Source organism: Bartonella sp. AU15XJBT (assembly GCF_028618615.1).
Taxonomy (GTDB): Bacteria; Pseudomonadota; Alphaproteobacteria; order Rhizobiales; family Rhizobiaceae; genus Bartonella.
In genome coordinates this window covers 1-24,150 of record NZ_JAQITG010000003.1, presented here as the reverse complement: position 1 = coordinate 24,150, position 24,150 = coordinate 1, and the positions used below count along the sequence as shown (strand labels likewise).

The window sequence follows — 24,150 nt, the reverse complement described above, 5'->3', positions numbered from 1 at the left end:
CACCACAAACATCCCACGCTCTTCATAGCAATCTTTTTTTAAAATCATTTTCTTCTCTCAAATCACTTTTTGTTTGGTTTCCTCCCCACATCTCAAAGGACACTTTAACCCCCACAAATCTGTAAACAATAACATCCAGCTTTTTATCTAACGCGTTCCACCGGCTCACTTCTGATTACCCTCACTCAAAAGATAGATTTCATGAGAGTTATGAGTTCCTTCCAACCGCTCAAAGAACGAAAATGCCGATCAACAACGGTTTGTAAAAAAATCCACTTTCTCTGGACAAGCTCCTCTGGACTTCCCCATTTATATGCTCCACGCCTACAAGGCTCGACAAGCAAACCCTGCCCCAAAATATTTACCCCTGTCGCTAAAGCTCATGTATCAAAATTTTAGCGACCTTATTGCGTAGGATATTTTATTACCTACCAACGATTCATAAAGATAAGTGTTTTTCATCTCAAATAAGAGTCTCGGATATTGCAGACTCTCTCATTTTAAATCTATGTCTATTGAAATCACTTGCTTGCACATCACAAGCAGGGCTGGCGTATCAATAAAAACCATAAAGAAAGAACGAGAAATGCCTTTTATGAAGAGTTTTAAATCTACACCATTCTAATACCAAGGACTGCAACATTGGGGGGCAGTGTATGATGGTTCCAGTTTGCTCTTGGGTCAAGCGTAAAGATGGTAGTGTGCTATAAAATTTCATGAGTCTAATGATATGTTCCACTTAACCAATGAGGCATTTTCTAGGAGAGAACAGCGGATAATCAAACTTTTTCCAGATCATATTTTTCTTCAAAAACGCTCTATCATAACAACAAACATGTCTTAAATTGATGAGCACTTAATCACGCGAGAGTGCAACAACCGGGTCAAGCCGTGAAGCTTGTCGCGCTGGCGAAAAACCAAAACATATTCCAATGAGAGTGGAAAAAGTAAGGGATAGGAGGATTGAATCTATTGTATAAACAAGGTGGATAGGCGCCTTAAAGAGTAAAAATAACCCCCCAATAGAGAATCCAAAGAGGATTCCTAAACCGCCCCCAATGACACAAACCAAAATTGCTTCAATAAGAAATTGCTGCAAAATATCACTTTGGCGTGCCCCAACAGCCATACGCACCCCAATTTCATTAATCCGCTCAGAAACCGTGACCAACATAATATTCATCACCCCAATCCCCCCTACAATGAGTGAAATCGCTGCAATTGAAGACACTAAAAGCGTTAAAATATGTGTACTCTCCATAATACGTTCACGGAAAAATTCAGAATTTCGAATGAAAAAATCTTCCCCACCATGGCGCATAATGAGAAAACGCTTCACCATAGTCTCGGCGAGATGTGAATCAACCTCATCGGCAATTTTAACCATAATGGCACGAACCTGCGTTGTTCCAAGAAAACGCGTTTGCACGGTTGTATAGGGCAAATAAATCTGCAACGTATTTGAACTACCTCCATTATTTTGCGGATCTACCACCCCAATGATACGTGCGGGAACATTGCCTAGATGAACAATTTTCCCTATTGGACTCCCATGACTATGAGGAAAAAGCACCGCAAGCGCTTCTTTTTCAATGACGAGATCAACAGCTCGTTCATGTACACTTTTTTGATCAAACAACTGCCCTTGAACAGCCTTGAGCCCTTGTGTTTGGAAAAATTGTTCTCCCACCCCGGTAATCATAGCATTAACTTCAACGGAACCAAAACGAACCGTAGAACTTGCTGAAATCTGAGGTGTTACACCAGAAACATAGGGAAGATTAGAAAGGGCTTCCGCATCTGCTTCCACCAAACTCGTTATCTTTTCTGCTTGTGGATCAGAAAAACTTTTCCCCGGGAAGATTGTCAAGGTATTGGAACCCAAGCTTTTAAAATTTTCTAGTATTTTTTCTCGCGTACCATTTCCCAAAGCAACCATGGCAATAATCGCCCCAATACCAATAATCACCCCGAGCATTGTTAAAAAAGTGCGCATCCGGTGTGCATTCATAGCCAACAAAGCCATGATAAATGCTTCACGAAAACGTTCAACAAAAGAACGAAAAAAACCTAGTGTTTTTTGATCTTTCAGATTTTGCTTTTCCTGAACATAAGGTGCAGCCTTTGTTTTTTTACCCTTTGACACATTATCTGCAATAATTTCCCCATCACTGATTTCGATAATACGATCGGCTCTTTTAGCCACCTGCATATCATGCGTTACGATAATAATAGTGCGCCCTTCTTGATGAAGCTCATCCAAAATACGCAAGACTTCTTGACCACTGTGTTTATCTAAAGCACCGGTTGGCTCATCGGCAAGAATAACCTCCGCATTATTCATCAATGCTCGCGCAATAGATACCCGTTGCTGCTGCCCCCCTGAAAGCTGATTAGGACGATGATTGATTCGCTCTCCCATCCCTAAGCGTATTAACAAGTCCTGAGCACGTTTTTTTCTTATATCTGGTGCATAGCCTGCATAAATAGCTGGAATTTCAACATTGCCAAGTGCGGTTAATTCATTCAACAAGTGATAGCGCTGAAAAATAAAGCCAAAATGATTGCGTCGTAAAGCGGACAATTCATCAGCAGAAAGAGAAGCTATTTCTTTTCCAGAAATCCAATAACGACCAGAACTTGGTCGATCAAGACAGCCTAGAATATTCATCAATGTGGACTTTCCAGAACCAGAAGCCCCCACAATTGCCACCATTTCACCACGCTTAATGGTCAAATTGATATCCTTTAAGACAGTGACAAATGTTTCACCCGCAGGAAATGTGCGCACAATATTTTCTAAAACGAAAACAGCATCTGCTTTTTCTGCTTTCATGACTTAATTCTCATCTTCACTGTGTTCATCAGGGATTTCTGGCATCACACCATCGCGCGAATCGGTAATAACCACATCCCCCTCATCAAGCCCTGAAACAATCTCTGCCATCACTTTATTATTAAGCCCTACGGTCACTTGTTTTGCCACCACTTTATTTTCCCCCACCAACAGTGAAACCCATGCTTTGCCCTCTTTTGTTTCATCACGCAAAGCATCACTTGGAACCAGCAAAACATTCTGAGCACGTCCTAAAATAATATGCACTTGAGCAGTCATATAAGTTCGCAAAAAGTTGTCTTTATTATCAACATGCACAACCCCATTATAATAAATCGCCGACGAGACAAGAGAACTAGAACCTCCCATACCAGGGTTAATACTCACATCAGCACGAATGGATTCAGGAGCCGGATCAACCCTTTCTAGCGTTCCCTCATAACGACGATTTGAATTGCCTAATACCGTAAAATAAAGAGGTTGTCCGGCGCGAACTTTAAGAATGTCAGCTTCCGAAATTTGTGCTTTGACTGTCATCTTTGACAAATCGCCTAAAATAACAATTGTAGGCGCAGACTGAACAGCATTAACATTCTGACCTTCTTCAACAACTGTTGCCAAAACCGTTCCCGCTGAAGGAGCAGTTATCCGCGTATAACTGAGATTAACCTCTGCACTCTCCACATCAATTTGGGCTTGTACAATCTGTTGACGCAATTGAGCAATTTGTGCTTCGCGTATTTTCACCTGTGTCACTGCATCATCAAGATTAGCTTTTGAAATTGCATGCGATTCGATCATTTTTTTCTGCCGCGCTAAATTTTTCTGTGCAAGAGAAAGATAAGCTTCTTGTTCCACTAAATTTGCATGATAATGAGATAAGGCTGCTTTTTTTCTTTTCAGATCATTTTCTTGGTCTGTAGGATCAATTTCTGCCAAGAGATCTCCCTCTTTGACAACACTGCCCGGAAAAACGCGCATGGAAATCACCCGCCCCGTAGCACGCGCTCCAACCGCTACCAACCGATAAGGACGCACAAGCCCAGAAGCTAAAACACTTTCCTCAATATCACCACGCTTTACCACAGCGGTCATATACGTTGGTGTGGGTGTTCCAAAAAAAACAGAGCGTAACCACAAAAAAATGATAATAATGAAGAGAGAAAGAAGAAAGAACGAAAGCTTTTTGCGTTTTGTAATGAAATTTTTGATGAAACTTTTTTTCATTGCCCTACCTTTGCAAGTGAATGGGAAACACCATCAACAACTTCCGGACGTGACACATCAACGACACCATCCCATCCACCCCCTAATGCTTTCATCAGAGCAATATATTGGGTAGCTAAAGCAATGCGGCTATCTTTAAGTGCCATTTGCGCAGAATAATAGGAACGATCAGCATTTAATAATTCAAGAAAACTGGTATTGCCATTTTCAAAAAGGCTTCGTGAAAGTTGTAAAGAATGCAGGAAAGCTTTATTTGCAACAACAAGTTTTTCAAGGCGCTGATGTTCCTTTGTTAATCTCACGAGTGCATTTTCAACATCTTCTAAAGCGCCCAATACAGCCGCCCGATAAGTAATAAAAGCCTGATCACGCTGTGCCCGTGCCATCGCCACAGAGGCAACAATCTGTCCTCCATTAAAGAAGGGGAAACGAAGACTAGGGCCAAAAGACCAGCCAATGGTTGAACTTTTCCATAATTGATCTATTGTGGTTGCTGCTGTTGAAATATTCCCTGTTAAAGTGAGAGATGGATAACGTTCTGCCTCACGCTGACCAATGCGTGCTGTTGCTTGTGCATATTGGCGCTCTGCACGTCGTAAATCTGGACGTGATAACAAAATATCTGCCGGAATTCCTGCTGGTATTGGCCATTGTGGTTGCGGAATTTTCACGTGTTTGGCATTTTTTTGCAAAAGATCCTTTAAAGCCGTAGGCACATGACCGGTTAAGACGGAAAGGCGATGCATACTCATGGCCACATTTGCTTCCATCTGAGAGATATCGGCTTCTGTATTAGCCATTTGCGCTTTTGCATTTGAAACATCAAGCTCAGAAATATCACCTGCTGTTAATTTTGCTTGCATCAATTCATATGTTCTGCGTTGTGTCGCAGCGATTTGCCGCACAATCAACAACTTTTGTTGCCAACCACGCATTTGAACATAATTTGTTGCCACCTCTCCTAACAATATGACCATGGTAGCACGCATATCTTCCACGGTTGCTTCAAGACCATACTGTGCGGCTTCAACGCCTCGCTTATGCCCTCCAAAAAAATCAAGCTCCCAACTCGCATCAAGTCCACTACGATATTGGTTCAATGTATCAGATTGTTTAGATCCGCTACGGGTTCCTGAAATTGTATTTGACGCATTTGGCAACAAAGATCCCACCACTTGCCCTAAACTCGCACGCGCCTCACGAACCCGGGCTTTGGCAACGGCCACATCATTATTTCCAGAAATTGCCTGATCCATTAATGCATTTAAAACTGGATCATTTAAACACCGCCACCATCCTGCAAGGGAAATTGAACGCTGAGACGTCTGTTCAGACTGCTGTCCCCATCGAGATGGAACAGAAAAAGATGTCTTATGATAATTTGGCCCCACCATACATCCAGACAAAAGAAAACAAAGCAAGACACTAGAAAATAATCTGCGAGAAGTGCCCCTTTTGAGATTTTTGATATCCATCTAGTCTCCCGCATTCTTTCAGAATCATTATGTAATATTAATACTTTATTTACCTGTTATTTCAAAATTAACGTGAAAAATCAAATACAGTTTGCACAGGAATATGATCTGAAGGACGTTCCCATCCGCGCGCATCACGAAAAGTCGAAAGATCGGCCACAAAAGGAGCTAAATCTGAAGAAGACCAAACATGATCAAGCCGCCGCCCATAATCCGTAAAGGCCCAATCGCGAGCACGATAACTCCACCATGTATAAAGTTTAGTAGGAACAGGGATATGCAACCGCATGAGATCAACCCATCCGCCCTGACAACACAAATCTTGTAAACGCTCGGTTTCAATGGGTGTATGGCTTACAACCTTCAACAATTGCTGATGAGACCAAACATCTTCTGCTAAAGGAGCAATATTCAAATCACCCAGCAAAAGAGAAGACATCCCCTTTTCCTGATCGGCGCGAAAAAAAGACATTTCTTCCAAAAAATCAAGCTTATGACGAAATTTTTCATTCACATGAGCGTCAGGAATATCGCCCCCAGCAGGAACATAAAAATTATGAATCCGCATCAATTTACCATGAGCTTCCACAATCACTGAGATATAGCGACAATCTTGGTTTTGACAAAAGAAACGCTTATTCACCTTTTTAAAAGGCAAACGAGAAACAATCGCCACCCCATTATACGATTTTTGTCCATTCAGTGCGATATGCTTATATCCTGCTGCTTCAAAAGCCTCCACGGGAAATAAAGCATCGGGACATTTTGTTTCCTGTAGGCATAAAACATCGGCAGGAAAGAATTTCAAATACTGAAAAACCTGTGCAAGGCGCAAACGAATAGAGTTAATATTCCAAGTCGCAATACGAAAGAACATCTGTTTCAATCCCAATGACGTGACACTGTTGCTTCATTTTTTTGAGGGAAGTGTAAACATGCCCTGAACAAAACGAACGCCTGTTCGTACATTCATAATCTGCACAGTCGTTTCCAAGTTTTGTTGGTCAACAATTGTCCACTGCCGCAAAGCAAAGCTTTTAGAATCAAAAACCATTCTTATTTGCCCCGCCCCAATCGTTTTATCACGCAGAACAATCGTTACTGCCCCTGGATCTTCGCGAAATGCCAACAAACGCCCAGACGATACGTCAATTTTATCATCCAACAAAAACTTCATTGGCGTTTGTGAAAGTTGTGAAAAGTTCCAAGTATTTAAAGCCCTATTGTTAATGCCCACGAATTGACCATCTGCAATGATTTGTAAAGGCATTTTCTTGTAAATAAAGCGAATTTTCCCTGGACGCTCAAGATAAAATGTTCCTTGAGACATTTTCCCCTTTGGACTAAATTGAATAAAGTCACCTGTCATTGTTTTGATTGCCGCAAAGTGGTTGGCAACATTTTGCGCTTTTGCCACCTTATTGGATACTTGCGAAAAAGCAGGAAAAGTTAAACACCAAAAGACAATAATCCCCACAAACCCAAAGACTCTTCTTTGTGGTAAAAAAGACGTTTTCATAAAAAATGCTCCCAAACAATATCGAATTGACTTTATCATTTATAATTAAGCCATCAATGATGAATAAATACCCTGCTTTATAAGATAAAGATATTGTTTGAAAAAATTATCAAAAGATTTTTCAAAAGCGTTCTTCTTCGGCAGGAACTAAAATTTCTCGTTTGCCTGCATGATTTGCTGAACGAACGATGCCTTCTTCTTCCATCCTCTCAATCAATGTCGCGGCACGATCATAACCAATACCTAAACGGCGTTGAATATAAGAGGTTGAAGCCTTACCATCACGAAGCACAACTGCAACAGCTTGGCTATAAGGCTCATCTGCTAAAGAAAAAGCCAAAGAAACATCCTTCTTTATTTCTTGCAATCTCTTACGGTATCGTTTCCAAACAATCAGTCTGCTTTTAAATTTCAGAAAGCATCCCAATTTTCTACTTTTTTTGCCAATTTTCTAAACGCACAATATATTCTTTCCCGCCCCTAATCTTTGAAGCAATATGCATGATAGTTAATACACCAACGGATTAAATATATTGTTCACGAACCTGAAAGTTCTTTTAAGGAGTAAAAACGTTTTTTTAACTTCCTCCCCACCAAAAAGAATAAAAATTTTCAACCTATCCGGTCTGTAAATAGTTTGGAGTTTAGCAGGTTTTACTTGGCTTTCCACCCCATATAATTCATCTTCCATAAGGCTCGACAGACAAGCCTTACCCTAAAAGCAGACCACAAACCATATAGCGCAACTGATTTGTTCGTGAGATCAAATTATGAGAACAGCAAAAACACTGAAATATCAAGCCTTGCATGCCTTTATATCTCCACGCTCCCAATGACCCTATTTTACATCAAAAAATTGATTTATAATGATAAATCATCATTTTTAACTGAAATCATAGCACCAAATACAGTAAGATCCTCTCATCACATACTCTCTCATATTGAATCAATTCCAATCATTTGCTTGCACATTACAAACAAGGTTAGCGTGTGAATAAAGTTATATAAGATAAAGAAAAAACCTTATGAAGAGTCTCAAGCGCCAAGGCGCTATCGCAATATTGAGAGCTCGTATATGATGATGCGGGCTTTCTACAGTGCAATAGAACCAACACCTGCTTTTACAAAATATGATTAAAAAAACGATTATAAAGATTTTTCAAAAGCGTTCTTCTTCGGCAGGAACTAAAATTTCTCGTTTGCCTGCATGATTTGCTGGACTAATGATACCTTCTTCTTCCATCCTCTCAATCAATGTTGCAGCACGGTTATAACCAATACCTAAACGGCGTTGAATATAAGAGGTTGAAGCCTTACGATCACGAAGAACAATAGCAACAGCTTGACTATAGGGATCATCTGCTGAAGGAGAAGCCGAAGAAACATCCGTATCATCCTCTTCAACGTCTTGGGTAATTATTTCCAAATAATCAGGACGTGCTTGCGCTTTGAGATGTGCAACAACCTGCTCCACTTCATCATCCGCAACAAAAGGTCCATGCACACGCTGAATACGCCCTCCTCCCATCATAAAGAGCATATCTCCTTGTCCCAATAATTGCTCGGCGCCCTGTTCGCCTAGAATCGTTCGACTATCGATTTTTGAACTCACGGAAAAAGAAATGCGTGTAGGAAAATTGGCTTTAATCGTCCCAGTAATAACATCGACAGAAGGACGCTGTGTCGCCATAATCACATGGATACCGGCGGCACGTGCCATTTGTGCTAAACGTTGAACCGCGCCTTCAATATCTTTACCAGCGACCATCATCAAATCAGCCATTTCATCAATAATGACAACAATATAGGGCATAGGACTAAAATCAAGTGTTTCTGTCTCATAAAGAGGCTCACCAGTATCGTGATCAAAGCCCACTTGAATTGTGCGCACCATTGTCTCTCCTTGACCTTCCGACTCCTTGAGACGTGCATTAAACCCATCGATATTGCGAACGCCAAGTTTTGACATTTTACTGTAGCGCTCTTCCATTTCACGAACAGCCCATTTAAGTGCAGTCACTGCTTTTTTAGGATCTGTCACCACGGGTGTTAATAAATGGGGAATGCCATCATAAACCGAAAGTTCAAGCATTTTCGGATCCACCATAATAAGGCGACATTGTTCAGGCGTCATACGATAAAGCAATGATAAAATCATTGTATTAATAGCAACAGACTTTCCCGATCCTGTTGTACCGGCAACCAAAAGATGCGGCATTTTTGCTAAATCCGCAATAACAGCTTCCCCCCCGATTGTTTTGCCCAAAGCAAGCCCTAGCTTTGCTTTGCTTTCAACAAATTCCTGTGCTTGCACAATCTCTCTTAAATAAACCATCTCACGCTTTGCGTTGGGCAATTCTATTCCAATCACATTGCGCCCTGGAACCACAGCAACACGCGCAGAAATCGCACGCATCGAGCGCGCAATATCATCTGCCAGACTAATAATACGAGAAGACTTAATGCCAGCAGCCGGTTCAAATTCATATAAAGTGACCACGGGTCCAGGACAAGCAGCTATAATTTTTCCTTTGACCCCAAAATCTAACAAAACCCCTTCAAGTTCCTGAGAATTTTCTTTTAAAGCAGCAGGAGAAAGTTTTGCATCCCGAACCGCGGGTGGTGGAACCGATAGGTAATCCAAAAGTGGAAGAACAAAACCACCATTTGAAGAAACTGTTAAAGACTTTCGGCTTTTAACAGAAGAAGCATGGGCTTTATTTTGACTTTCCTCACACTGTTCTTTTTCGCCCAAAAACGTTGGTTCAATCCGATCAAATGACTTGCCTTGCCCTTTACTCTGAGAACGCCTTTTGCAACAGAAAAAACGAAAAAAACGCGCTTGTAAAAAATAAAAAAGATGTAAAAGAGCACCAAAAGTTGTCGCAAAAAAACCATGCTTCTCACGATCATCCTCTGCGGCATATTCCACATCTTCTTCCATCTCAAAGACCGGATCAACAATTTGGTTTTTTGGAATGTTTTTTTCTTTTCTTTTCTTCGTTTGACGCCGCCATATCACATTGCCAGAAAAAGCAGCAATGAAAAAACCTAAAAGGATAAAAACAACACTGAAAAGCACCATATAAAATGGAGAAAGAAAAAGAGGAAAAATTGAAGAAGCAACACTTAAAGCTTTATCTCCTAAAACCCCTCCCAATCCCATTGGCAATGGCCAATAAGTAACAGAAGCAACAGGCGTCATAAGGGCAAAAGCCATTAAAAAACAAATCGTTGATACCACCCACAAAAAAAAGCGCAAAGTCAAATTGTAGATATTCTTTTGTGCCAACAAAAGAAAAGACCAAAATAATGGCGGCAACAAAACAGCAAGACCTGCTAAGCCAAAAAACTGCATAATAAAATCTGAAAAAATCGCTCCCAGCCATCCCATAAGGTTTGTAACCTCATTTGTACTTGCATGGGTTAAAGAGGGGTCAGCAACATTCCACGTCGCCAAAGCAAACACACAAAAAATAATAAAGCCCAAAAGCCCAAGGCCAATGAAAACGCCTATCTGGCGCAAAAACATCTCAACAAGCGGAAAACCTTGAGAATCTCGCGCTTCTAATGAATCATAAGGAGAAGAACTTCGGTGCATCCATCAATTCCAAATACAAAACTTTCATATTTAAAGAGCTATAACCTCCTCCCTCTCCTAAAAAAGGACGAAGCTTACACCCAGTGCCGATCTGTAAACAGTCATCTGTCAACAATCTAACTTCTTAATCTAACGCGTTATACTTTCTTCCCACTTCATATTGTTCATACCACCACCCTAAGGAACAATCCTTCATAAAGCACGAAAAAAGCCTACCTTGAATATTTATTACACGAACAACAAAAAAACACCTCACATGTAAAGTTTTACATAGGTTGTACAATTTACCACCAACCCTATCACCCTCCTAAACAGAAGGCTATCTACACCATGGTAACATCAAAATATTAATACCGTTTTAACCATCACGAATAAACACAACTTTTATCTATCATCCTCAATGTCCCCCTTTAGGACAAGCATATTAAAGAACATTCATGCAAATTAAAAAATACACTCCCATCTTTGACTAATTTTAGTTTTCTTTTCTATCAACCAAGTGTAAAAAGAGTTGAAGAGGACATTCAAAAAAGGCTGATCCGATAAATTTGTAAAGTGAGTCACACAACTAAAGCAAAAGAGCTCTAAAACACTCATCTGTCATCAGATTGACACCCACATCCAAAGAGAAGCCTCATCTTTGTAAAGCAGGGAGAAAAGTAAAAATTAAAATATTGTAGATAATTTGAAAAAAATATTCTTTATTAACAGCGAGCAAACTTTAAACAATGGAAGAAGCCCCGTAAATAATGGAAGAAGCATTGTGTATTCTAATCACCATAAAGATGTAAAAACCAATAAAGAAATAAAATCCGATAAAATCAAACAATGTGATCTTCTCATTGCAGGGGGAGCGGCTGTCGGTTTAACACTGGCAATAGCACTCAAGCAAACAGCCCCTAATCTGAAAATAAAAATCGTTGATGCTGCTCCACAAGGAGATATTCCTGCTTCTAACATACGAACCATTGCCCTTGCTGCTGCTTCTGTTCGTATGTTAAAACAATTGCAATGTTGGGACTCTATCAAACTCTATGCGCAACCCATTCACTCCATGATCATCACAGATACAAGCACAAGTGATCCTGTCAAACCAACTCTTTTAACATTCGAAGGCGACATTACCCCCGGTGAACCCTTTGCGACTATGGTAGAACATAGAGAACTCATCAACACTTTAAAAAAACGTGTCAAAGATCTCGATATCCCTGTTATGGCAAATACGCGTGTCATTGATTTTCATCAAGACAACCAACACACAACTGTCACTTTAAATAATGAAGAGGTCTGGCAAACAAAATTGCTTATTGCAGCCGACGGAGCCCATTCGAAATTACGCCAAAAAGCGGGTCTTAAAAACTTTTCTCATGCCTATAAACAAACAGCAATCATCTGCACAGTTGAACATGAAAAACCCCATAATGGTCAAGCAATTCAACATTTTTTACCTGCCGGCCCTTTCGCTCTTCTCCCTCTCAAAGGTAACCAATCCGCTATTGTATGGAATGAAGACCATAAAACTGCGCAATATTATCTCAAAGCTGATGCCCTTATTTTTGAAACAGAACTCGAAAGACGCATTGGTCATCGATTAGGAAAACTCTCTTGGAATGGTGAACGTCAAGCTTTTCCCCTAAACCTTTCTTTAACACGTCAATGTATTAAGCCCCGTTTTGCCCTCATTGGAGATGCTGCCCATACCATCCACCCCCTTGCAGGACAAGGACTCAATTTAGGTTTACGTGATAGCGCGGCCCTCGCTGAAGTGATTATTGAAACAGCACGACTAGGTCTTGACATTGGCTCCCTCAGCGCTTTAGAGCGCTATCAAAGCTGGAGACGTTTTGAAATTGTCCGTATGGCTTTAAGCAATGATTGGCTTAATAAACTCTTTTCTAACGATAGCCTTCTCTTACGGATGCTTCGCGATACCGGTCTTGGAATCGTCAATCAAGCGCCAAAAATAAAAAAATATTTCATTCAAGAAGCTGCTGGACTTACCCCAAATGCTCCCCGTCTCTTACACGGTTTCCCGCTTTAAGCAAAAAATTCATACCCTTTCACTTTTTACAACCTTTGGCTTCTTTCTTCCCCCTCAAAGAACAAAAACTCCCTTTCAATCCGCACTGTAAACAGTCCGGATTCTTATCACGTAGCTTTCCCTTGACTTCCCCTCCCCGTATTTCACTTAACGATAAGGCAAGCCAAGCAAGCTATACTTTAAGAATATTCACACACACTGAAAAAATATATCACGAAAGCAATCTTATCACACTTCAAATAACGCTATTTCACGGCATAACAAAATACACAAGACTTTCTTTATCAAACCAGCTTTGACTTACAATGAATACTTCATCGTTCTCTTGTTAAATGAGAGAGCTGAAGATCATAAAAATACCCTCATTTCCAATCTCTCTCCTGTTGAAGCCATCAAAATCACCCTTTACATGCCACAAATGAGACTAGCATATAGATAAAAAATGATTGAAGATAAGGAATCAAAGCCTCTCATGCCACCTCCCTTGCACCAAGGACTATCGCGAAACATTGAACATTAGCAAAGTGTATAATGGCGCAGACTTTTATACTTTATTATTGAAATAAAAATGATGGTGCAGAATAGATTTGATATGATAATAGGGATTTTTACATTGTATTGTTTTAGCAGCGCCATAAAATAGGCTTAGTGGCATTGGAAAATATTTTTTAAAAAGCATGTAAATTGGCACACAAGTATACTCCGTTTAGGGTATTCTGTTTCTCAAACAAGTCTTTTAATTTATATGAATATGCCACAATTAAAAAAAATCTCATATATAGCAAAGTATTCCGTACTCTACACCATCACACACAATTGCAAACGTGTATATTACCCTCTACCCTGACCATACAAAAAAACAAACGAAAGTAAAAAATAATCCAATCTTTTTATTTTCAATGCACCTTTTATTCATAAAGGCCCATAAATGAATTTTAATCACAGACACTTCAAAACGTGTCACAAAATCCTATTAAAACCCTCACCCGCCATAGAAAATTTTCATTTTCCATACGCTCACTCATCTCAATCGTACGAACGATAAATAAAGCGAATAACTCACATATATAATCTTACAGAAAAAAGACTCAACAAATTCCATAACATCAAAGTCTTATTCTACAGAACAGTATTGCAAAAATATAAGAATATTAATTTATCAACATATTGATTAATAAATTTATTATTTTACATATTAGGTTAGAATCAAACAACAAATCAATTTATAATGATAATTTATCGTTACTCAGAATCCTGAATACCGTAAGATCTCTCATTTCAAATCCCTCTCCTATTGAAGCAATAAAAAGCACGCCTCTTGCACGTCACAAACGAGTGGGCCATATGGGTAAAACTGTTGAAGAAAGGACTAAAAATGCCTCTTATGAACCGTCTCAATTACCAAGGACTGTCACAACATTGGGGCTGGCAAATATAAAAATAGTATTGCTCCTGATACAATAAATTCTTCTGATTTCAACCCTTTTTGTAAAGAATCAGTAAACCACTTAGTTGCACAGACTAAAAAGAGCAACGCTGAGTAAAACTATAAAAAAGAAGTAAAACGTCCCCCTCTCTCAAAATGCCAAAAGCAGTTATAACACTTTAAGCTAGCAAGCATAATAATGATGCCAGCTTATGACAACAATACCTTTTGCATTTAGATACATTTGTCCATACTTTCTAGCATTTTATCTGGCACCTTAATAGATTAATACATCTATTCAGTATTTTTATAAAATCAAATTAGCAAAAAGAGCCTACTTCTTGCACTCACATCTCTTGATATTCCCTTACCTTATAAATATCGCACATGTGTTATGTTACTTCGAGTTCATCAAGTGTATACCCATTCTCCAACCACTCTTTAATCCACTTCGGTCTCCGTCCACGCCCATTCCATAATTCCCATTGGTTATTGGGGTTCCTATAATGACGCTCTTTGCTCACAAGATCAGCGATATCAATTCCATGGGTATTAGCAATTTCAAGAATTTTTCGTCGTGCATTTTGCTTTTCCTTTGCTTGCCGTTTTTTCAATTCCACATCAATTTGTGTACGCATCTCTTGTAGTTCATCAAAATTCATATTTTTGAGATCATTCACCTTAATTACTCCCCTTGCAAAAAAGAATTGCCCTTTGCCATATTTTAAACACAATTATAGACAATTTTCGTCTATTTATTATCAAAATTAAAATTACGATACATATATCACTTTGACGGAGATGTGTTTTGTACCACAAAGAACTATTTATTTGTGTCCCAGCTTCCACCACTGCATCCTTTTTCAGTTTAGTTGCTGAAATTAAAAAGTGCAGTGCACAAATGCCATCACACCTCCCTGACTCTTATGAATCAGTAGTCAAAAGTAAATATAAATTACCACTCTATAAACTATGGCAATATGCAACAAAGAACAAGCCCTCTCCCTATAATGATGGTATCGTTCATTATAACAATAAGAGATACTCTCAAATACAACGGATTTTCACTTCGTATAAATGTTCTTTAAATTTTTTTTTGCAACGAGAAAACTATATAGAACAAGCAACTTCAAGAGGTTCCCAAAGATCATTATTGTTTAAAAGTCGCATTTTTTTCCGTCATCCCAATAATATTGGTTGGCATAATCTGCTCTATTTTATACCACACATCGATCTTATTTCTTGGATATTCATATGTATTAGAGATCTTCTTAGAAAAGAAGAAAATAATAAATACAAGGAATCTTCTAAGCGAAACAATTCCGTATTTCAAATTTATAAAATCAAGAAACAGCGACAAAAAGCACCAAACAGAATTGGCATTTATATAAACAAAATTCTTCATAATAAGGTGTATTGCTAATGATTTTTCTAGATTTCACAATGTTTGCTGCTGCATACATGCCCAATACCCCCAATCCTGTATTTTCTACTCTCATCGAACAAAGAGCACGGGATAACGTTCATATAACAGATAAGAATGATAAATTATTCCGTCAATTATCTCTGCTTAAAGAAGAAACCGCAATAATTAAGCAGTTTAAACAAAATAGACATAATTTTGACGCAATCTTTAAGCAAATTGATGTTGAAAATATGAAATGGCTTTCTTTTTTTGGGTCATTTGACTTTTGCAGAAATCTTGCAGCTGTACAAAACACTTTGACTTACTGCTATGAACAAAAAACATCAAAGTATATCTTTGAAAAGGCGACATTGCAGTCTGTGCTAAGTTTTTACAGCACAGAAAATTTAAGCAGTGGTACCGATACACAGACGATTACTTCATATATCGGAGAAGGAGCTGTTGCACGAAGAGATAAAGATTTGCAAGAGCCTGTAAGGCTTAAAAAAGAAGAACCAAAACAGGCAACTAAAGTAGATTCTCTTCCTCTTTCTTTATGGGGATTAGAGGATGCGTTTACACATAAAGAAAGTAGCAGCCGTGATGCTTTTGCCACGGGAGATTCTTCTTCACCGACAAAGCAGCTAAATTGATGACTGATATTTTCACGAATGGAAACTAGAATTTTGATAGGATGGTATAATGAAAGCTAGATAAGAAAATATTAAAGCTCTAATTAGTAAGATTGGATAAAATCTCTTCTAATTGAGGGCAAAAAAATGAAAATGATAGAACAAAACAGCGTTGACATAGCATTTAGTCAGAGAGCAGCACGTGAAATTACAGTTGTGATGCGCTCAGAAAGAGAATGGTATTTTACGTTTGTTGCCGATGATCCAATCACCGGAAAACCCAATAAATATACATTACTTACACAAAGAGGAAAACTAAGAACTTGGGCTGATCCAAAATATCTCTTTAAATTTCTTCATGAAAGAGGGGTTATTTGTGGGAGTTTTAATCTTAATCAGGATAAAGAACATGAAACAATTAAATATTCTTCACACAACAGCTCGTAATAAAATTGCTGCGTTTTCTGCAGCTTTAACTGTGTTTTTTATGGGTAATTCTGCTTATGCCCAAGCCCAAGTGAAAACTTTAAAAAATGCAGAGACAGCTCTAAAGGGTTTACAAGACGATATTCAGAAAATTATCCCTATCGCTGCTGCTATTATACTTTTGTGTTTAGCAATTGGTTATGCAGGACGCTATATCGGAAAAGACACATTTGTGCGGTGGGCAATCGGTGTTGTCATCGCTGGTTCTGCAGCCCAACTTGTTTCACTGCTATTTAAAACAACGTAATAACGGCATTAATTATAAATAATAAATACAATATGTTGATACATACCAAAATGTTATCTAGAATTTTAATTAAGAGTAAAAAATGCAAAAATTAATTAGTCTTCAATCGAAAAGTAGCAACAAAATCGCCGTAATTTCTGCAGCTATAACTGCGTTCTTTATGGATAATTCTACTTATGCTGCAGCGGCAACTTTGAAACATGCAGAGGGCGCTCTAACAAAGTTACAGACAGACTTAAAAGTAATTATTCCTATCGCTGCTGCTATTATACTTCTGTGCTTAGCAATTGGTTATGCAGGACGCTATATCGGAAAGGATACATTTGTACGGTGGGCAATCGGTGTTGTCATCGCTGGTTCTGCAACCCAACTTGTTACACTGCTATTTACAACACCGTAATAAGGGCATTAATTACAAATAATAAAATACAATATGTTTATTCATACAAAAATGTTATCTAGAATTTTAATTAAGAGTAAAAAATGCAAAAATTAATTAGTTTTCAATCGAAAAGTAACAACAAAATCACCGCAATTTCTGCAGCTATAACTGCGTTCTTTATGACACATCCTGTGTGCGCTCAAGCTCAAACAGCTAAAGTTTTAACAAATGCAGAGACAGCTCTAAAGGGTTTACAAGGCGATATTCAGAAAATTATCCCTATCGCTGCTGCTATTATACTGTTGTGCTTAGCAATTGGTTATGCAGGGCGCTATATCGAAAAGGACACTTTTGTACGGTGGGCAATCGGTGTTGTCATCGCTGGTTCTGCAGCCCAACTTGTTACACTGCTATTTAAAACAGCGTAATAACGGCATTAATTATAAATAATAAATACAATATGTTGATACATACCAAAATGTTATCTAGAATTTTAATTAAGAGTAAAAAATGCAGAAATTAATTAGTCTTCAATCGAAAAGTAACAACAAAATCACCGCAATTTCTGCAGCTATAACTGCGTTCTTTATGGATAATTCTGCTTATGCTGCAGCGACAACTTTGAAACATGCAGAGGATGCTCTAGGAAAGTTACAGGCAGACATTCAAGCAATTATCCCTATCGCTGCTGCTATTATACTTTTGTGTTTAGCAATTGGTTATGCAGGACGCTATATCGGAAAAGATACATTTGTACGGTGGGCAATCGGTGTTGTCATCGCTGGTTCTGCAGCCCAACTTGTTTCACTGCTATTTAAAACAACGTAATAACGGCATTAATTATAAATAATAAATACAATATGTTGATACATACAAAAATGTTATTTAGAATTTTAATTAAGAGTAAAACATGCAAAAATTAATTAGTCTTCAATCAAAAAGTAACAACAAAATCGCCGTAATTTCTGCAGCTATAACTGCGTTCTTTATGGATAATTCTACTTATGCTGCTGCAGCGGCAACTTTGAAACATGCAGAGGATGCTCTAACAAAGTTACAGAAAGACATTCAAGCAATTATTCCTATCGCTGCTGCTATTATACTTCTGTGCTTAGCAATTGGTTATGCAGGGCGCTATATCGGAAAAGACACTTTTGTGCGGTGGGCAATCGGTGTTGTCATCGCTGGTTCTGCAGCCCAACTTGTTTCACTGCTATTTACAACACCGTAATAAGGGCGTTAATTACAAATAATAAATACAATATGTTTATTCATACGAAATTGTTATCTAGAATTTTAATTAAGAGTAAAACATGCAAAAATTAATTAGTCTTCAATCGAAAAGTAACAACAAAATCACCGCAATTTCTGCAGCTATAACTGCGTTCTTTATGGATAATTCTGCTTATGCCAAAGCGAGCGTTTTAACAAATGCAGAGAGCGCTTTAACAAGTTTACAAGAGGATATTCAGAAAATTATTCCTATCGCTGCTGCTATTATACTGTTGTGCTTAGCAATTGGTTATGCAGGGCGCTATATCGAAAAGGACACTTTTGTACGGTGGGCAATCGGTGTTGTCATCGCTGGTTCTGCAGCCCAACTTGTTACACTGCTATTTAAGCCATAACGGCATTAATTATAAATAATAAAATACAATATGTTTATTCATACGAAATTGTTATCCAAAATTTTAATTAAGAGTAAAAAATGCAAAAATTAATTAGTCTTCAATCGAAAAGTAACAACAAAATCGCTACAATTTCTGCAGTTATAACTACATTCTTTATGAATCATTCTGCTTATGCCCAAGCCCAAGCAACCGTTTTAACAAATGCATCGAAAGCTCTAACAGATTTACAGACAGATATTAAAATAATTATCCCTATCGCTGCTGCTATTATACTTCTGTGTTTAGCAATTGGTTATGCAGGGCGCTATATCGGAAAAGACACTTTTGTGCGGTGGGCAATCGGTGTTGTCATCGCTGGTTCTGCAACCCAACTTGTTACACTGCTATTTAAAACAACGTAATAATGACATTAATTACAAATAGATAAATACAATATGTTTATTCATACGAGATTGTTATCTAGAATTTTAATTAAGAGTAAAAAATGCAAAAATTAATTAGTCTTCAATCGAAAAGTAACAACAAAATCGCTACAGTTTCTGCAACATTAACTGTGTTTTTTGTGAGTAATTCTGTATGTGCTCAAAACGCAAGCGTTTTAACAAATGCATCAACAGCTCTAACAAATTTACAGGCAGACATTAAAGCAATTATTCCTATCGCTGCTGCTATTATACTTTTGTGTTTAGCAATTGGTTATGCAGGACGCTACATCGGAAAGGATACATTTGTACGGTGGGCAATCGGTGTTGTCATCGCTGGTTCTGCAGCCCAACTTGTTACACTGCTATTTAAGCCATAACGGCATTAATTACAAATAATAAGACACGATACGTTTATAAGGTGAGCAATTGACATTATTTTATTATTGCGGGCTCTACAACCTAACCTTCTTTAATGTTATTGAAAGGTAATCTATAAGTTAGTATAATACGTAATGGTTTTAATATCCGTCGATTATAAAACTGTACCAGTAATAATGTAGCCATACTGAAAAAAGGAATATTATTTATAGCAACTTTAATTAAAAGGGGATAAAAGATATGAAAAAATCAAATACGCTTCGAGTAGAAACATGCAACAAGATTAATGTTATTGTTATCACTTCAATGATGTACTTAATATCTCAATCTGCATATGCTCAAACGGAAACAAAGAGCTTAGATGTTTTCATAGGGATGCAATATGGATTAAGTATACTTATTCCTATCGTTGCTGCCATCATTCTTTTATTACTTTTGCTTATTTATATATTCCGCATCATTGCAAAAGCGACATTTAGGCGATGGGCATTCAGCGTTATTATTGCTGGTGCAGCTTTCTATATTAGCCACATATTATTTCACCTCCAGTGACAAGAGCACTTCATGAAATCACAAGAAAACAAAGAATTCCCCCTATTCAAAGGAGCAACACGTGTTCCAACGATTTGGGGTGTACCCATGATGCCATTCATTGTTATGGTTATGGGGGTCGCTGTTATTGCCATGACAATAAGTATCTTTTTGTGGATTATAGCTCCACCATTATGGTTCATTATGGTGCAAATAACTAAAAACGATGATAAGGCATTTCGTATCTGGTGGTTATGGATCGATACTAAATTTCGCAATCGCAATAAAGGTTTTTGGGGCGCATCAAGTTATAGTCCCTCTGACTATAGTAAAAGGAGATAAACATGACAGCTGTTGAAAGCAGCAAACGTCTCGCATCAGAGACACCCGTAAGCCTGTTTCTTCCCTATTCACATCATATTACAGATACGATTATCTCTACTAAGAATGCGGAATATTTGTCAATTTGGAAAATTGACGGACGTTCGCATCAAAGCGCTTCAGAAGAAGATATTTTTCAATGGACAAAAGAGCTTAACAATACTCTACGGGGTATTGCATCGGCTAATTTATCATTTTGGACACATATCGTGCGCCGCCGTGTTTATGAATATCCTGATTCAGCATTTGATCAAATGTTTTGCTATCAGCTTGATGAAAAATATCGGCAAAGCTTTTCTGGTTATAATTTGATGGTCAATGATCTGTATTTGACCGTCGTTTTCCAACCGATAGCGGATAAAATTATGTCGTTCTTTTCTAAACATGAGCGAGAAACGTTTGATCAAAAAAAGATGCGACAAGACTCATGTATCAAAGAACTCAATGACGTCAATCGTACTTTAGGTCAATCCTTAAAGCGTTATGGTGCAGAACTTCTTGGTTCTTATGAAAAAAATGGACATGTCTATTCTTCTGCACTTGAATTCCTGGGAATGCTTATCAATGGCGAATATCGCCCTATGCCAATTTGCTATGACCGTTTTGCTGACTACATGTCTATCAATCGACCATTTTTTTCAAAATGGGGTGCTCTTGGTGAGCTGCGCACAACCAGTGGAATACGTCGATTTGGAATGTTGGAAATTAAAGAATACGACGCAACGACCAAACCAGGACAACTGAATGTTTTGCTGGAAAGTGAATTCGAGTTCATATTGACCCAGAGCTTTTCGGTTCTCTCTCGACATGCTGCTAAAGACTATTTGCAGCGGCATCAGCGTAATCTTATTGATGCACGTGATGTAGCAACAAGCCAAATTGCACAAATTGATGAAGCACTAAATCAGCTTATCAGTGGACATTTTGTTATGGGGGAACATCATTGTACATTGACCATATATGGTGATACAATTCAACAAGTCCGCGACTATATGGCCAAAGCAAGTGCAGCATTATTAGATGTTGCGGTATTACCAAAACCTGTAGATTTAGCGATAGAAGCTGGCTATTGGGCACAACTTCCTGGCAATTGGAAGTGGAGGCCCCGCCCCGCCCCAATTACATCACTGAACTTTTTATCATTTTCATCTTTGCATAATTTTATGTCAGGAAAACCCACTGGCAATCCATGGGGACCAGCGGTCACCATTCTTAAAACAACCAGTAAAACACCGCTTTATTTTAATTTTCACGCCTCCAAACTTGAAGAGGATTCGACTGACAAGCGATTGCTGGGTAATACCGCGCTTATCGGACAATCTGGATCTGGTAAAACTGTACTGCTCGGCTTTTTGTTAGCACAAGCACAAAAATTTAAGCCGACAACTGTTGTTTTTGATAAAGATCGTGGTATGGAAATTGCCATTCGAGCGATGGGTGGAAGATATTTAACATTCAAGGCAGGTAGATCAAGTGGTTTTAATCCATTTCAACTTCCTCCCACACAAGACAATTTGATTTTTCTAAAACAATTTGTTAAAAAATTGGCAGAAGCAGGTGGCGAAGTTACACATCACGACGAGGAAGAAATTAACAAAGCTGTTACATCTGTTATGAGCAGTAACATTGACCCATCACTGCGTCGTTTATCTTTTCTGGTGCAATTTTTACCAAATCCACATTTAAGTGATTATAATGCACCCCCATCTGTTCACGCTCGCTTACTCAAATGGTGTGAAGGTGGTGATTATGGATGGTTATTCGATAATCCTCATGATGCTCTTGATCTTTCAACACATCAAATTTACGGCTTTGATATCACAGAATTCTTAGATAACCCAGAAACGCGTACTCCAGTGATGATGTATCTGCTTTACCGTACAGAAGGTATGATTAGCGGCCAGCGATTTATGTATATCTTTGATGAGTTTTGGAAACCATTGCAAGACCCATATTTTGAAGATTTAGCAAAGAATAAACAAAAGACTATTCGTAAACAAAATGGTATTTTCGTTTATGCAACACAAGAGCCTAGCGATGCTTTGGATAGTAATATTGCCAAAACACTCATTCAGCAATGCGCAACCTACATTTTTCTAGCCAACCCCAAAGCGAATTATGAAGATTACACAAAAGGTTTTAAACTAACAGACACCGAATTTGAACTCGTTAAAGGACTTGGTGAATTTAGTCGCCAGTTCCTCATTAAGCAGGGTGATCAATCTGCGCTTGCAGAGCTGAATCTGGGTAAATTCCATGTAACAAATGACGGAAAAACCATCGAGCATGACTTTAGTGATGAGCTCTTGGTATTATCAGGGACGCCGGATAACGCAGAATTAGCCGAAAGCATTATCGCAGAAGTTGGTGATGATCCGGCAATATGGTTACCAATTTTTTTACAGCACGCAAAAAATGACAGGAGGGAAACATGAAAAAACAGGTCATTTCAATAACAGTAGCAGTAACCTTAGGGCTTTCAAATCCAGCAATGGCTTGGGTTTGGGGCGCAGGAGCAGCGGATTTAGAAGCAACAGTTCCAACAACTTGGCCTAGTTTTTGGGGCTCATCTTCGAGCACACCAACGCCTAAACAACCTCCACAACAAAAAAAAATAAGCCTTAAAGAAATCCTCGAGGTCGTAAAGAAACAACTTGAGGAATTAAAAAAGATACATGAATCTATAACGGGAAACCAAAAATTCGACACTAAAAAACTTAAAAATTCACAAACAGATCAGAGCAGTTTTTTTCTCAAAAATCCCGAGACGCTCTACAATAGAAATAAACCTTCTGCTCTATCTACATCACTTGAAAATATTTTAAAAGAAGAGGAAATTCCTGCCTCTATCCATGAATCTAGTAGTTTCATCAACAAACGGATCCAATATGCAGCCATCACTGATAAAGCCGTAAGTTTAAAGACTTTTCAAGAAGCAAACAATCGTTTTCAGCAAATTGAAGAACTATTAAACGAAATCAAGACAACAAAAGATCTAAAAAGTATTGCCGATTTACAAGCACATATAATTGGGATGCTCGCTAAGCTACAAAATGAAGTAGCGAAACTACAAATGGTCGCACATTTACGCAACGCTGAATATACACTTATCAAACAGCAGAAGGATAAGCATAACATAAAAATTTTGAATAGTAAAAACACAAAAATGCCTACCATAAGATTTATTAGATAAAGCTTTTTATAATAACATTTTGTATATTATTTTTTCTGTATGCTCGTAAAAAGCAAAAGTTAATGCATAATACTTAGTTCTCTCTCATAGACTGAAAAGGTCTACGAAATCTAAATGCATCCTAAAAAAATTCAACGAAAAATGCTTAGAGAAATCATATAAAAAATTGAAAATTTGTTAAAGAGGAATGCCATGAACTTTACTGTATTCACGCAACTTTTCAATAAAATTGATCAGATAACACAAACATATGTCACGGATATTTCCTCAAAAGCAATTGTTACAATCACACCCTTTGTATCAATCGGCCTCACAATCGCTTTCATCATCTATG

General features: G+C 38.2%; 22 protein-coding genes and 2 pseudogenes. 16 read left to right on the top strand and 8 right to left on the bottom strand.

The genetic code is table 11. The features are described 5' to 3' along the window. Positions 1 to 856 precede the first annotated feature (856 nt). From PVV57_RS02230 to PVV57_RS02200, 7 genes and pseudogenes are all read right to left on the bottom strand, one after another. Positions 857 to 2,836 (bottom strand): MacB family efflux pump subunit, encoded by a 1,980-nt coding sequence (locus PVV57_RS02230; protein ID WP_273718681.1) that lies wholly within the window; start codon positions 2,834 to 2,836, stop codon positions 857 to 859. Positions 2,837 to 2,839: 3 nt separating this feature from the next. After that, the gene (locus PVV57_RS02225) at positions 2,840 to 4,063 is read right to left on the bottom strand and encodes an efflux RND transporter periplasmic adaptor subunit (protein WP_273783358.1); all 1,224 of its coding nucleotides are present in this window, start codon (positions 4,061 to 4,063) and stop codon (positions 2,840 to 2,842) included. After that, on the bottom strand, positions 4,060 to 5,538 hold the full coding sequence (locus PVV57_RS02220; protein WP_273718679.1) for an efflux transporter outer membrane subunit: 1,479 nt from the start codon (positions 5,536 to 5,538) through the stop codon (positions 4,060 to 4,062). The genes PVV57_RS02225 and PVV57_RS02220 overlap by 4 nt, the downstream gene beginning before the upstream one ends. Positions 5,539 to 5,605: 67 nt before the next feature. Beyond that, positions 5,606 to 6,415, bottom strand: coding sequence for an exodeoxyribonuclease III (locus PVV57_RS02215; RefSeq protein ID WP_273718678.1), 810 nt, complete (start codon positions 6,413 to 6,415; stop codon positions 5,606 to 5,608). Between the two features lie 33 nt (positions 6,416 to 6,448). Next, on the bottom strand, positions 6,449 to 7,057 hold the full coding sequence (locus PVV57_RS02210; protein ID WP_273718677.1) for an outer membrane lipoprotein carrier protein LolA: 609 nt from the start codon (positions 7,055 to 7,057) through the stop codon (positions 6,449 to 6,451). 121 nt (positions 7,058 to 7,178) lie between these two features. Further along, a pseudogene (locus PVV57_RS02205) lies at positions 7,179 to 7,409 on the bottom strand (DNA translocase FtsK); the annotation flags it as partial. 807 nt (positions 7,410 to 8,216) lie between these two features. Next, entirely contained in the window at positions 8,217 to 10,658 is a 2,442-nt protein-coding gene (locus PVV57_RS02200) for a DNA translocase FtsK (RefSeq protein WP_273783356.1), read from the bottom strand. Positions 10,659 to 11,421: 763 nt separating this feature from the next. Here PVV57_RS02200 and PVV57_RS02195 point away from each other — a divergent pair. After that, positions 11,422 to 12,699, top strand: coding sequence for a ubiquinone biosynthesis hydroxylase (locus PVV57_RS02195; protein ID WP_273718675.1), 1,278 nt, complete (start codon positions 11,422 to 11,424; stop codon positions 12,697 to 12,699). Between the two features lie 1,818 nt (positions 12,700 to 14,517). Here the strand turns inward: PVV57_RS02195 and PVV57_RS02190 are convergent. Beyond that, positions 14,518 to 14,805, bottom strand: a complete 288-nt coding sequence (locus PVV57_RS02190) for an H-NS family nucleoid-associated regulatory protein (protein ID WP_142416710.1) — start codon at positions 14,803 to 14,805, stop codon at positions 14,518 to 14,520. Positions 14,806 to 15,547: 742 nt separating this feature from the next. On the opposite strand from PVV57_RS02190, the gene PVV57_RS02185 reads away from it, so the two are divergent. The 15 genes and pseudogenes from PVV57_RS02185 to PVV57_RS02115 form a co-directional block, all read left to right on the top strand. Next, positions 15,548 to 16,183 carry a TrwN protein gene (locus tag PVV57_RS02185; protein ID WP_273718674.1) on the top strand — a complete coding sequence of 212 codons (636 nt, stop codon included), beginning with the start codon at positions 15,548 to 15,550 and terminating at the stop codon, positions 16,181 to 16,183. 126 nt (positions 16,184 to 16,309) lie between these two features. Then, on the top strand, positions 16,310 to 16,609 hold the full coding sequence (korA, locus tag PVV57_RS02180; protein WP_241436072.1) for a KorA family transcriptional regulator: 300 nt from the start codon (positions 16,310 to 16,312) through the stop codon (positions 16,607 to 16,609). Further along, positions 16,572 to 16,895 carry a VirB2 family type IV secretion system major pilin TrwL gene (gene trwL, locus PVV57_RS02175; RefSeq protein WP_273718673.1) on the top strand — a complete coding sequence of 108 codons (324 nt, stop codon included), beginning with the start codon at positions 16,572 to 16,574 and terminating at the stop codon, positions 16,893 to 16,895. The genes korA and trwL (PVV57_RS02175) overlap by 38 nt, the downstream gene beginning before the upstream one ends. Positions 16,896 to 16,977: 82 nt before the next feature. Continuing rightward, a complete protein-coding gene (gene trwL, locus PVV57_RS02170) occupies positions 16,978 to 17,295 on the top strand; it encodes a VirB2 family type IV secretion system major pilin TrwL (RefSeq protein WP_273718672.1) in 318 nt (105 codons plus the stop codon). A gap of 83 nt (positions 17,296 to 17,378) precedes the next feature. Then, complete coding sequence (gene trwL / locus PVV57_RS02165; protein WP_273718671.1) at positions 17,379 to 17,705, top strand: VirB2 family type IV secretion system major pilin TrwL; 327 nt, start codon at positions 17,379 to 17,381, stop codon at positions 17,703 to 17,705. 82 nt (positions 17,706 to 17,787) lie between these two features. After that, positions 17,788 to 18,105 (top strand): VirB2 family type IV secretion system major pilin TrwL, encoded by a 318-nt coding sequence (gene trwL / locus PVV57_RS02160; RefSeq protein ID WP_273718669.1) that lies wholly within the window; start codon positions 17,788 to 17,790, stop codon positions 18,103 to 18,105. An 82-nt stretch (positions 18,106 to 18,187) separates the two neighbouring features. Continuing rightward, complete coding sequence (gene trwL / locus PVV57_RS02155) at positions 18,188 to 18,508, top strand: VirB2 family type IV secretion system major pilin TrwL (protein ID WP_273718667.1); 321 nt, start codon at positions 18,188 to 18,190, stop codon at positions 18,506 to 18,508. Positions 18,509 to 18,590: 82 nt separating this feature from the next. Further along, positions 18,591 to 18,905 carry a VirB2 family type IV secretion system major pilin TrwL gene (gene trwL, locus PVV57_RS02150; protein WP_273718665.1) on the top strand — a complete coding sequence of 105 codons (315 nt, stop codon included), beginning with the start codon at positions 18,591 to 18,593 and terminating at the stop codon, positions 18,903 to 18,905. Positions 18,906 to 18,985: 80 nt separating this feature from the next. After that, positions 18,986 to 19,309, top strand: coding sequence for a VirB2 family type IV secretion system major pilin TrwL (trwL, locus tag PVV57_RS02145; RefSeq protein ID WP_273718663.1), 324 nt, complete (start codon positions 18,986 to 18,988; stop codon positions 19,307 to 19,309). Between the two features lie 83 nt (positions 19,310 to 19,392). Further along, entirely contained in the window at positions 19,393 to 19,710 is a 318-nt protein-coding gene (gene trwL, locus PVV57_RS02140; protein WP_273718662.1) for a VirB2 family type IV secretion system major pilin TrwL, read from the top strand. 241 nt (positions 19,711 to 19,951) lie between these two features. Next, positions 19,952 to 20,263, top strand: a complete 312-nt coding sequence (locus PVV57_RS02135; RefSeq protein WP_273718659.1) for a conjugal transfer protein — start codon at positions 19,952 to 19,954, stop codon at positions 20,261 to 20,263. A 12-nt stretch (positions 20,264 to 20,275) separates the two neighbouring features. Next, positions 20,276 to 20,584 (top strand): type IV secretion system protein VirB3, encoded by a 309-nt coding sequence (locus PVV57_RS02130; RefSeq protein ID WP_273718658.1) that lies wholly within the window; start codon positions 20,276 to 20,278, stop codon positions 20,582 to 20,584. A gap of 2 nt (positions 20,585 to 20,586) precedes the next feature. Next, a complete protein-coding gene (locus tag PVV57_RS02125; protein WP_273718657.1) occupies positions 20,587 to 23,058 on the top strand; it encodes a VirB4 family type IV secretion/conjugal transfer ATPase in 2,472 nt (823 codons plus the stop codon). Further along, positions 23,055 to 23,816, top strand: coding sequence for a type IV secretion system protein (locus tag PVV57_RS02120; RefSeq protein ID WP_273718654.1), 762 nt, complete (start codon positions 23,055 to 23,057; stop codon positions 23,814 to 23,816). Before PVV57_RS02125 ends, PVV57_RS02120 begins: the two co-directional genes overlap by 4 nt. Positions 23,817 to 24,008: 192 nt before the next feature. Next, positions 24,009 to 24,150: pseudogene (locus PVV57_RS02115) on the top strand (trwi protein); the annotation flags it as partial.

What these genes read in the sequence shown, in the direction of transcription:
- PVV57_RS02230 (WP_273718681.1), bottom strand. Translation starts at nt 2,836, where the DNA reads ATGAAAGCAGAAAAAGCAGATGCTGTTTTCGTTTTAGAAAATATTGTG.
- PVV57_RS02225 (WP_273783358.1), bottom strand. Translation starts at nt 4,063, where the DNA reads ATGAAAAAAAGTTTCATCAAAAATTTCATTACAAAACGCAAAAAGCTT.
- PVV57_RS02220 (WP_273718679.1), bottom strand. Translation starts at nt 5,538, where the DNA reads ATGGATATCAAAAATCTCAAAAGGGGCACTTCTCGCAGATTATTTTCT.
- PVV57_RS02215 (WP_273718678.1), bottom strand. Translation starts at nt 6,415, where the DNA reads ATGTTCTTTCGTATTGCGACTTGGAATATTAACTCTATTCGTTTGCGC.
- PVV57_RS02210 (WP_273718677.1), bottom strand. Translation starts at nt 7,057, where the DNA reads ATGAAAACGTCTTTTTTACCACAAAGAAGAGTCTTTGGGTTTGTGGGG.
- PVV57_RS02200 (WP_273783356.1), bottom strand. Translation starts at nt 10,658, where the DNA reads ATGCACCGAAGTTCTTCTCCTTATGATTCATTAGAAGCGCGAGATTCT.
- PVV57_RS02185 (WP_273718674.1), top strand. Translation starts at nt 15,548, where the DNA reads ATGATTTTTCTAGATTTCACAATGTTTGCTGCTGCATACATGCCCAAT.
- korA (WP_241436072.1), top strand. Translation starts at nt 16,310, where the DNA reads ATGAAAATGATAGAACAAAACAGCGTTGACATAGCATTTAGTCAGAGA.
- trwL (WP_273718673.1), top strand. Translation starts at nt 16,572, where the DNA reads ATGAAACAATTAAATATTCTTCACACAACAGCTCGTAATAAAATTGCT.
- trwL (WP_273718672.1), top strand. Translation starts at nt 16,978, where the DNA reads ATGCAAAAATTAATTAGTCTTCAATCGAAAAGTAGCAACAAAATCGCC.
- trwL (WP_273718671.1), top strand. Translation starts at nt 17,379, where the DNA reads ATGCAAAAATTAATTAGTTTTCAATCGAAAAGTAACAACAAAATCACC.
- trwL (WP_273718669.1), top strand. Translation starts at nt 17,788, where the DNA reads ATGCAGAAATTAATTAGTCTTCAATCGAAAAGTAACAACAAAATCACC.
- trwL (WP_273718667.1), top strand. Translation starts at nt 18,188, where the DNA reads ATGCAAAAATTAATTAGTCTTCAATCAAAAAGTAACAACAAAATCGCC.
- trwL (WP_273718665.1), top strand. Translation starts at nt 18,591, where the DNA reads ATGCAAAAATTAATTAGTCTTCAATCGAAAAGTAACAACAAAATCACC.
- trwL (WP_273718663.1), top strand. Translation starts at nt 18,986, where the DNA reads ATGCAAAAATTAATTAGTCTTCAATCGAAAAGTAACAACAAAATCGCT.
- trwL (WP_273718662.1), top strand. Translation starts at nt 19,393, where the DNA reads ATGCAAAAATTAATTAGTCTTCAATCGAAAAGTAACAACAAAATCGCT.
- PVV57_RS02135 (WP_273718659.1), top strand. Translation starts at nt 19,952, where the DNA reads ATGAAAAAATCAAATACGCTTCGAGTAGAAACATGCAACAAGATTAAT.
- PVV57_RS02130 (WP_273718658.1), top strand. Translation starts at nt 20,276, where the DNA reads ATGAAATCACAAGAAAACAAAGAATTCCCCCTATTCAAAGGAGCAACA.
- PVV57_RS02125 (WP_273718657.1), top strand. Translation starts at nt 20,587, where the DNA reads ATGACAGCTGTTGAAAGCAGCAAACGTCTCGCATCAGAGACACCCGTA.
- PVV57_RS02120 (WP_273718654.1), top strand. Translation starts at nt 23,055, where the DNA reads ATGAAAAAACAGGTCATTTCAATAACAGTAGCAGTAACCTTAGGGCTT.